An 8,608-nucleotide genomic window follows, 5' to 3' on the forward strand; every position below is an offset into this window, starting at 1 on the left:
GGGCCTGACGCTGCCCAGCACGCTGGTGTTCGACCACCCGAACCTGGAGGCGCTGGCGGAGTTCCTGCGCGCCGAGATCGCCGGGACGCAGGCCGGATCGGCGGCAGTGGCCGGCCCGGTGCGGGCCACCTCGGACGAGCCGATCGCGATCATCGGGATGGCCTGCCGCTACCCGGGCGGGGTCCGGTCGCCGGAGCAGCTGTGGCAGATCGTGCTCGACGGCGTCGACGCCATCTCCGAGTTCCCCGGGGACCGTGGCTGGGACGTCGAGGGGCTTTACCACCCCGACCCGGAGCGTACCGGCAAGACGTACTCGACCCAGGGCGGCTTCCTCCACGACGCGACGGAGTTCGACGCCGACTTCTTCGGGATCTCGCCGCGTGAGGCGCTGGCGATGGATCCGCAGCATCGGCTGGTGCTGGAGACGGCGTGGGAGACCGTCGAACGGGCCGGGATCGCCCCCTCGGCGCTGCGTGGCAGCCTGACCGGCACCTTCATCGGTTCCAGCTACGCGGACTACAGCGCGGCGATGACCGGGCAGGGGGAGGGCCTGGAAGGTCACCTGGTCACCGGCACCGTGCCGAGCGTGCTGTCCGGCCGGGTGTCGTACCTGTTCGGGCTGGAGGGGCCGGCCGTCACGCTGGACACGGCGTGCTCGTCATCGCTGGTGGCGCTGCACATGGCCTGCCGGTCGCTGCGTGACGGCGAGAGCTCACTGGCACTGGCCGGTGGGGTGACCGTGATGTCCACCCCCGATGCCTTCATCGGGTTCAGCCGGCAGCGGGCCATGGCCCCCGACGGCCGGTGCAAGGCGTACTCCGACTCGGCGGACGGGATGTGCCTGGCCGAGGGCGTCGGCCTGCTGCTGGTGGAGCGGCTGTCCGACGCCGAGCGCAACGGGCACCCGATTCTCGCGGTCATCCGCGGGTCGGCGATCAACCAGGACGGCGCCTCCAACGGGCTCACCGCGCCCAACGGCCCGTCGCAGCAGCGGGTGATCACGCAGGCGCTGGCCAACGCCGGGGTGTCGCCGGCGGAGGTCGACGTCGTCGAGGGCCACGGAACAGGGACGGCGCTGGGCGACCCGATCGAGGCGCACGCGCTGCTCGCGACCTACGGCCAGGGACGGGACGCGGACCGTCCGCTGCTGCTGGGGTCGGTCAAGTCCAACATCGGGCACACCCAGATGGCGTCCGGCGTGGCCGGCGTGATCAAGATGGTCATGGCGATGCGGCACGGCCTGCTGCCCAGGACGCTGCACGTGGACGAGCCGTCGTCGCACGTGGACTGGTCCAGCGGCGCCATCGAGCTGCTCACCGAGCCGAGGGAGTGGGTGCGCGCCGGGCACCCGCGCCGGGCCGCGGTGTCGTCGTTCGGACTCAGCGGCACCAACGCCCACGCGGTGCTCGAAGAGGCGCCGCCCGCCGCCGCCCGGGTCCGGGAGGCCGAGCCCGTCGTCGTTCCCGTGCTGGTGTCGGGCAAGAACGAGCAGGCCCTGCGCTACCAGGCGGGGCGGCTGCTGTCCCTGCTGGAGGAGTCGCCCGGTCTGCACCCCACAGACGTCGCCTTCTCCCTGGCGACCTCGCGGTCGCACCTCGACCAACGCGCGGCGCTGGTCGGACGGGAGCGCCAGGAGATCATCGACGGGTTGCGGGCGCTGGCCGAAGAGCCGCTGGACGGTGCCGTCGCTCCGGGGGCCGTCGTCCACGGCACCGCCGTCCGCGGTTCCCTGGCCTTCATGTTCACCGGCCAGGGCGGCCAGCGCGCGGAAATGGGCCGCGAGCTGTACGGTCGCTTCCCGGCGTTCGCGGACGCGCTCGACGAGGTGCTGTCCCACCTGGACACGGATCTGGATCGCCCGCTGCGCGAGGTGCTGTTCGCCCCGGCGGGTACGGCGGAGGCCGCCCTGCTGGACGAGACCGGCTACACCCAGCCGGCGCTGTTCGCCTTCGAGGTGGCCCTGTTCCGGCTGCTCGAATCGTGTGGCGTCAGGCCCGACTACCTCACGGGCCACTCGGTGGGGGAGATCGCCGCGGCGCACGTCGCCGGAGTGCTGTCGCTGCCGGACGCGTGCACCCTGGTGGCGGCCCGCGCACGCCTGATGCAGGCGCTGCCCGCCGGTGGGGCGATGGTCGCGCTGGAGGCCCGCGAGGAGGAGGTGCTCCCGCTGCTGGCCGGCTACGAGCATCAGGTCTCGATCGCGGCGGTCAACGGCCCGGAGTCGCTGGTCGTCGCCGGCGAGGAGGAGGCCGTCCTGAAGATCGCGGCACGGCTCGCCGCCGAAGGACGCAGGACCAGGCGGCTCCAGGTCTCCCACGCGTTCCACTCCCCGCGGATGGAGGCCATGCTCGACGACTTCGGCCGGGTCGCGCGAGGCCTGTCGTACGCGCCCCCGGAGATCCCGGTCGTCTCGAACGTGACGGGCGAGGCGGCGACCGCGGAGCAGCTCTGCTCCCCCGAATACTGGGTGGCGCACATCCGCCGGCCGGTCCGCTTCGCGGACGGCGTGCGGTGGCTGGCCGAGCAGGGCGTCGGCACCTTCCTCGAACTCGGCCCCGACGCCGTTCTCACGGCCCTCGCCGCCGACTGCCTCACCGACCGGCCCGGCGCGCATCCGATCCCGGTGTCGCGCCGGGATCGTGCCGAGGAGCAGGCCATCACCACCGCGGTGGCCCGGCTGCACGTCCATGGCTTCGCCGTGGACTGGCGAGGGTTCTTCGCCGGCACCGGCGCCGAGACGGTCGACCTGCCGACCTACACCTTCCAGCGCCGGCGGTTCTGGCCGGACACCGCGGCGGCCGCCGCACTCGCGCCCGGTGGCACGGCGGACGCCGGCTTCTGGGACGCCGTCGAGCGCGGCGACGTGGCGGCGCTGTCGGAGGGGCTGGACGTCGACGGTGACGCGCTGGAGGCGTTGCTCCCGGCGCTGTCCTCGTGGCGCCGCGACCGCCGGGAGCGCTCCGCCGTGGACGGCTGGCGGTATCGGACCGTCTGGAAGCCGCTGTCCTCCTCGACGGCCACGCCCTCCGCGAGGGTACGGGGCCGGTTGCTCGTGGTGGTTCCGGTGCGGCCGGTGGGTGAGGAGTGGGTGACCTCGCTGGCAGGCGCGCTGGGCGCGGAGACCGACTGGATCGAGGTCGGCGAGCCCGACCGGGCGGCACTGGCCGCGCGCCTGCGGGAGCTGTGTTCCGACGGCTCCAGGCCCGCCGCGGTCGTGTCGCTGCTGGCACTGGACGAGCACGACCTCGCCGGGTATCCAGGGGTTCCGGCCGGTCTCGCGCTGACGGTCGCGCTGGCGCAGGCGCTCGGTGACGCCGGGGTCGACGCACCCCTGTGGTGCGTGACCCGTGGCGCGGTGTCGGTGGGGCGTTCGGAACAGGTGTCCAGGCCGGTGCAGGCCGCTGTGTGGGGTCTCGGCCGGACCGCGGCGCTGGAGCAGCCGAGGCTGTGGGGCGGGCTGGTGGATCTGCCGGAGACCCTCGACCCGGTCACCGTCTCCCGCCTGGTCGGCGTGCTGTCCGATGCTCAGGGGCACGGCGTGCAGGGCGAGGACCAGCTCGCCGTACGTCGCTCCGGGGTGTTCGGCCGACGCCTGGTGCGCGCTCCGCTCGGCGAGAAGCCCGCCGAGCGGGAGGCCGCCCCGCTGGGCGCCGCGCGGATCGCCGCGGGCACCGTGCTGATCACGGGAGGCACGGGAGGACTGGGGGCCCGCCTCGCGCGCTGGGCGGTCGGCGCCGGTGCCGCACATGTCCTGCTGGTCGGCCGCCGCGGGCCGGACGCTCCGGGCGCGACCGAACTGCGGGACGAGCTGGCCGGCCTCGGCGCCCAGGTCAGCGTCGTGGCCTGCGACGTCGCCGATCGCGACGCCCTGGCCGCCGTGCTGGCCGGGGTCCCGCGGGAACGGCCGCTGACCGCGGTCTTCCACGCGGCGGGAGTGGTCGACGACGGGGTTCTGGACGGAATGACGCCGGAGCACCTCTCCTCGGTCCTGCGGGCGAAGGCCGTCGCCGCGCTCAACCTGCACGAACTGACCGAGCGGCTGGACCTGCCGGCGTTCGTGCTGTTCTCGTCCACGGCCGCGACCTTCGGCGCCGCGGGCCAGGCCAACTACGCGGCCGCCAACGCCGTGCTCGACGCGCTGGCGGAGCACCGGCGCGGGCTGGGCCTCCCGGCGACGTCGATCGCCTGGGGGCCGTGGGCCGGGGCCGGCATGGCGGCGGACGGCGCCGTGGTGGAGAGCAGGATGCGCCGGGTCGGCCTGGAGATGATGCCTCCGGACCTGGCGATCCGCGCGTTGCGGCAGGCGATCGAGCACGAGGACACGACGCTGACCGTCGTCGACGTCGACTGGCCTCGCTTCGTCGCCGCCTTCGCCGCGATCCGGCGCTATCCGCTGGTGAGCGACCTGCCCGAGGTGACCGCGGCCGCCGGGGCGACGGAGGGCGGGACGGATGGGGCCGTCACGACGGAGCGGGCGTTCCGGCGGCGGCTGGCCGACCTGCCCGTCGCAGAGCGGAGCCGGGCCGTACTGGACCTGCTGCGCGGCCGGGTGGCCGCGGTACTCGGCCACGCCGAGGTGGACGGCGTCGCGCCGGACCGCCCGTTCAAGGACCTGGGGTTCGACTCGCTGACCACCGTCGAACTGCGCAACGCGCTGGCGGCGACGACGGGGCTGATCCTGCCCGCGACGCTGGTGTACGACTATCCCACCCCCAGCGCGCTGGCGGATTTCCTGCTGGCCGAACTGCTCGGCTCGATGCCGCACGAGGAGTCGTGGCCCGGGTCGCAGACCGTGACGGCACGCGCCGCCGACGACGACCCCATCGTGATCGTCGGCATGAGCTGCCGGTTCCCCGGTGGGGTGAGCTCCCCCGAGGAGCTGTGGCGGCTGCTGATGGACGGGGGAGAGGGCATCTCCTCGTTCCCCGACGATCGGGGATGGGACCTGGAGGCGCTCGCCGGAGGGATGTCGGCCACGAGCGTCGGCGGCTTCCTGCGGGACGCGACCGAGTTCGACGCCGAGTTCTTCGGCATCTCACCGCGTGAGGCGCTGGCGATGGACCCGCAGCAGCGCCTGGTGCTCGAAGCCGCCTGGGAGGCGCTGGAGCGGGCCGGCATCGATCCCCTCGACCTGCGGGGCAGCGACGGCGGCGTCTTCGTGGGCACCAACGGCCAGGACTACGTCGGTCTGCTCAAGAGTTCCGGCGCGGACGTGCAGGGGCACGTGGCCACCGGCACCACGGCGAGCGTCATGTCAGGACGGCTGTCCTACACGCTGGGGCTGGAGGGGCCCGCGATCACCGTCGACACCGCGTGCTCGTCCTCCCTGGTCGCCCTCCACTGGGCCGCGCAGGCCCTGCGCGGCGGCGAGTGCTCGCTGGCGCTGGTGGGCGGTGTCTCGGTGATGTCGAGCCCGGACTCGTTCGTCGAGTTCAGCGTCCAGGGTGGTCTGGCCCCCGACGGGCGGTGCAAGGCGTTCTCCGACTCGGCTGACGGCACCGGCTGGTCGGAAGGCGTCGGCGTGCTCGTGCTGACACGCCTGTCGGACGCGCGGCGGGGCGGTCATCCGATCCTCGCCGTGGTACGCGGGTCGGCGGTGAACCAGGACGGCGCGTCGAACGGGTTGACCGCGCCGAACGGCCCGTCGCAGCAGCGGGTGATCCGGCAGGCACTGGCCGCGGCGGGGCTGTCCCCGGCCGAGGTCGACGCGGCCGAGGCACACGGCACCGGCACGGCGCTGGGCGACCCGATTGAGGCGCAGGCCCTGCTGGCGACATACGGCCAGGAGCGGGATCACCCGCTCCTGCTGGGGTCGATCAAGTCCAATCTCGGCCACACGCAGGCGGCGGCGGGTGTCGCCGGTGTGATCAAGATGGTGCTGGCCATGCGGCACGGCATGCTGCCCAGGACGTTGCACGCCGAGGTACCGGCGTCGCACGTGGACTGGTCGTCCGGGGCCGTCGAGCTGCTGACCGAGCCTCAGCGGTGGACGCGGAACGGGCGACCGCTGCGGGCCGGGGTCTCCGCCTTCGGGATCAGCGGCACCAACGCCCACGTCATCCTGGAGCAGGCGCCCCTGGACGAGCGGTCCCCCGAGCAGCCCGGCGAGCGGAGGGTTCCCGCGGTCGTGCCGTGGGTCGTCTCCGGCCGGACCCGGGAGGCGCTGCGGGCCCAGCTCGATCAGGTACCGACCGCCGACCGCGACCTCGATCCGGTGGACGTCGGCTACTCGCTGGCGAGCCGGTCGATGTTCCGGCACCGCGCGGTGCTGCTGGCCACCGCCGACGGAGTGTCGGAGATCGCGCGTGGCGAGGCCACCGCCGTCGCGGGCAGGTCGGCGATGTTGTTCGCCGGGCAGGGCTCCCAGCGCCCCGGCATGGGCCGGGAGTTGTACGCCAGGTTCCCGGTGTTCGCGCAGGCGCTGGACGCGGTGCTCGCGCAGCTCGACGTCGAGCTGGACCGCCCGCTGCGGACGATCCTGTTCGCCGAGGCGGGCTCGCCCGAGGCCGAGCGGCTTGACCAGACCCAGTGGACGCAGCCCGCGCTGTTCGCGATCGAGGTGGCCCTGTTCCGCCTGGCGGAGTCGTGGGGGCTGCGCCCGGACCTGGTGGCCGGGCACTCGATCGGCGAGATCGCCGCGGCGCACGTCGCCGGTGTGCTGACACTGGCGGACGCGTGCACCCTGGTCGCCGCCAGGGGGCGCCTGATGCAGGTGCTACCGGCCGGGGGCGCGATGGTCTCCGTACAGGCCACCGAGGACGAGGTCCTCCCGATGCTCGCCGGGCGCGAGAGCGAGGTGTCGATCGCCGCGGTCAACGGACCGTCGGCGGTGGTGATCGCCGGGGTGGAGGGGCCGGTCACCGAGCTCGCCGCCCACCTCGCGGCCGAGGGCCGCAAGACCACCCGGCTGGCCGTCAGCCACGCGTTCCACTCGCCGTTGATGGACCCCATGCTGGAGGAGTTCCGCCGGGCCGTACGAGGGCTCGGGTTCTCACCGCCGGCCATCCCGCTCGTCTCCGGCCTGACCGGCGAGCCGGTCGCCGTCGAACGGCTCTGCTCACCCGACTACTGGGTCGACCACGCTCGGCAGGCGGTCCGCTTCGCCGACTGTGTGCGCACCCTGCGCGGTTCCGGCGTGAGCACGTTCGTCGAGCTCGGCCCGGATGGCGTGCTGTCCGCGCTGACCCAGCACTGCCTGGCGGCCGACGGTACCGAGGCCGGCACCCTGGTCGTGCCGATGCTGCGTAAGGACCGCGGCGAGGAGGCGTCGGCCGTGGACGCGCTGGCCCGGCTGCACGTCCACGGGCTGCCGGTGGACTGGCGGTCCCTCTTCACCGGATGCGGCGCGCGGCGCGTCGACCTGCCCACGTACGCCTTCCAGCGCCGGAGGTACTGGCCCGAGGCCGTCGCCCCGGTCGTCGCCCCGGCGGGGGACCCGGTGGACGCCGAGTTCTGGGCCGCGATCGAGCGTGCGGACCTCACATCCGTGGCGGCCACGCTGGATCTGGAGGCGGACTCGCTGTCAACGGTGCTGCCCGCGCTGTCATCCTGGCGCCGCTCGCGCCGCGAGCACACCCTCGTGGACTCCTGGAGCTACCGGGTGGCCTGGAAGCCGCTGGCCGCCGTGCCGTCCGCCGTCCCATCCGGGAGGTGGCTGGTGGCCGTCCCGGCAGGTGAGTCCGAGGAGGAGTGGGCGGAGGTGCTCGATGCCGTGGGCGCCGCCCTGGCGGGCCCCGATGTTCTGATGCGTCTCGACGTCACGCACACCGACCAGGCGAGGCTGGCCGCACAGCTCGTCGAACTGCTCGGCGGTCCGGACGCCGACGACCGGGCGCCGGTGGGTGTGATCTCCCTGCTGGCGCTCGCCGGGACGGGCGGTGACGGCCTGCCCGAGGTGGCGTTGACGGCCGCGCTGGTACGGGCGCTGGGCGACGCGGGTGTCGACGCGCCGCTGTGGTGCGTCACCCGAGGCGCGGTGTCGGTGGGCCGATCCGACTCGCCACCGAGCCCGGGTCAGGCCGCGGTATGGGGCCTCGGCCGGGTGGCGGCGCTGGAGCACCCCCGGCGCTGGGGAGGCATGATCGACCTGCCCGAACTGCTCGACCGGCGGGCCGTCGCCCGGTTCGCCGGCGTGCTGGCCGACGGCCCGGACGGCGAGAGCGAGGTCGCCGTGCGCGCCTCCGGAGTGTTCGGCCGCCGGCTCGTCCCGGCCCCGGCCGGGGACGCCGACCGGTCGTGGCGGCCTCGTGGCACGGTGCTGGTCGCCGGGGACACCGGAGTCTCCGGCGGGCGCATCGCCCGCTGGCTGGCCGACGCGGGCGCCGGCCGAGTCGTGCTGGCCGGGCGCCCCGCCCCGCTGGAGCCCGCCGAGGTGGATCCCCGGGTGACGATCAGGCACTGCGACCTGGTGGATCGGGAGGCCGTGGCCGCCCTGCTGGCGGAGTTCCCGCCGGACGCGGTCATCTACGCCGAGGAACCGGCCGAGGCCGCCCCCCTGGAGGAGACCGAGCCGGCGCCGAAGGAACGATCACCGTCGATGCGGATCTCGACCGGACGGCGGCCGACGACTCCAGCGATCTGGTGGTCAGCGCGTCCCGAGACCGGTTGG

General features: G+C 74.3%; 1 protein-coding gene. It reads left to right on the plus strand.

Translation table 11 applies throughout. The features are described 5' to 3' along the window. A partial coding sequence (locus ABZ260_RS40060) for a type I polyketide synthase (RefSeq protein WP_355628043.1) occupies positions 1-8,608 on the plus strand: 8,608 nt, incomplete at both ends.

Origin of the sequence: Streptosporangium sp. NPDC006013 (genome assembly GCF_040614275.1) — a bacterium.
In the GTDB taxonomy this organism is placed as follows: domain Bacteria; phylum Actinomycetota; class Actinomycetes; order Streptosporangiales; family Streptosporangiaceae; genus Streptosporangium.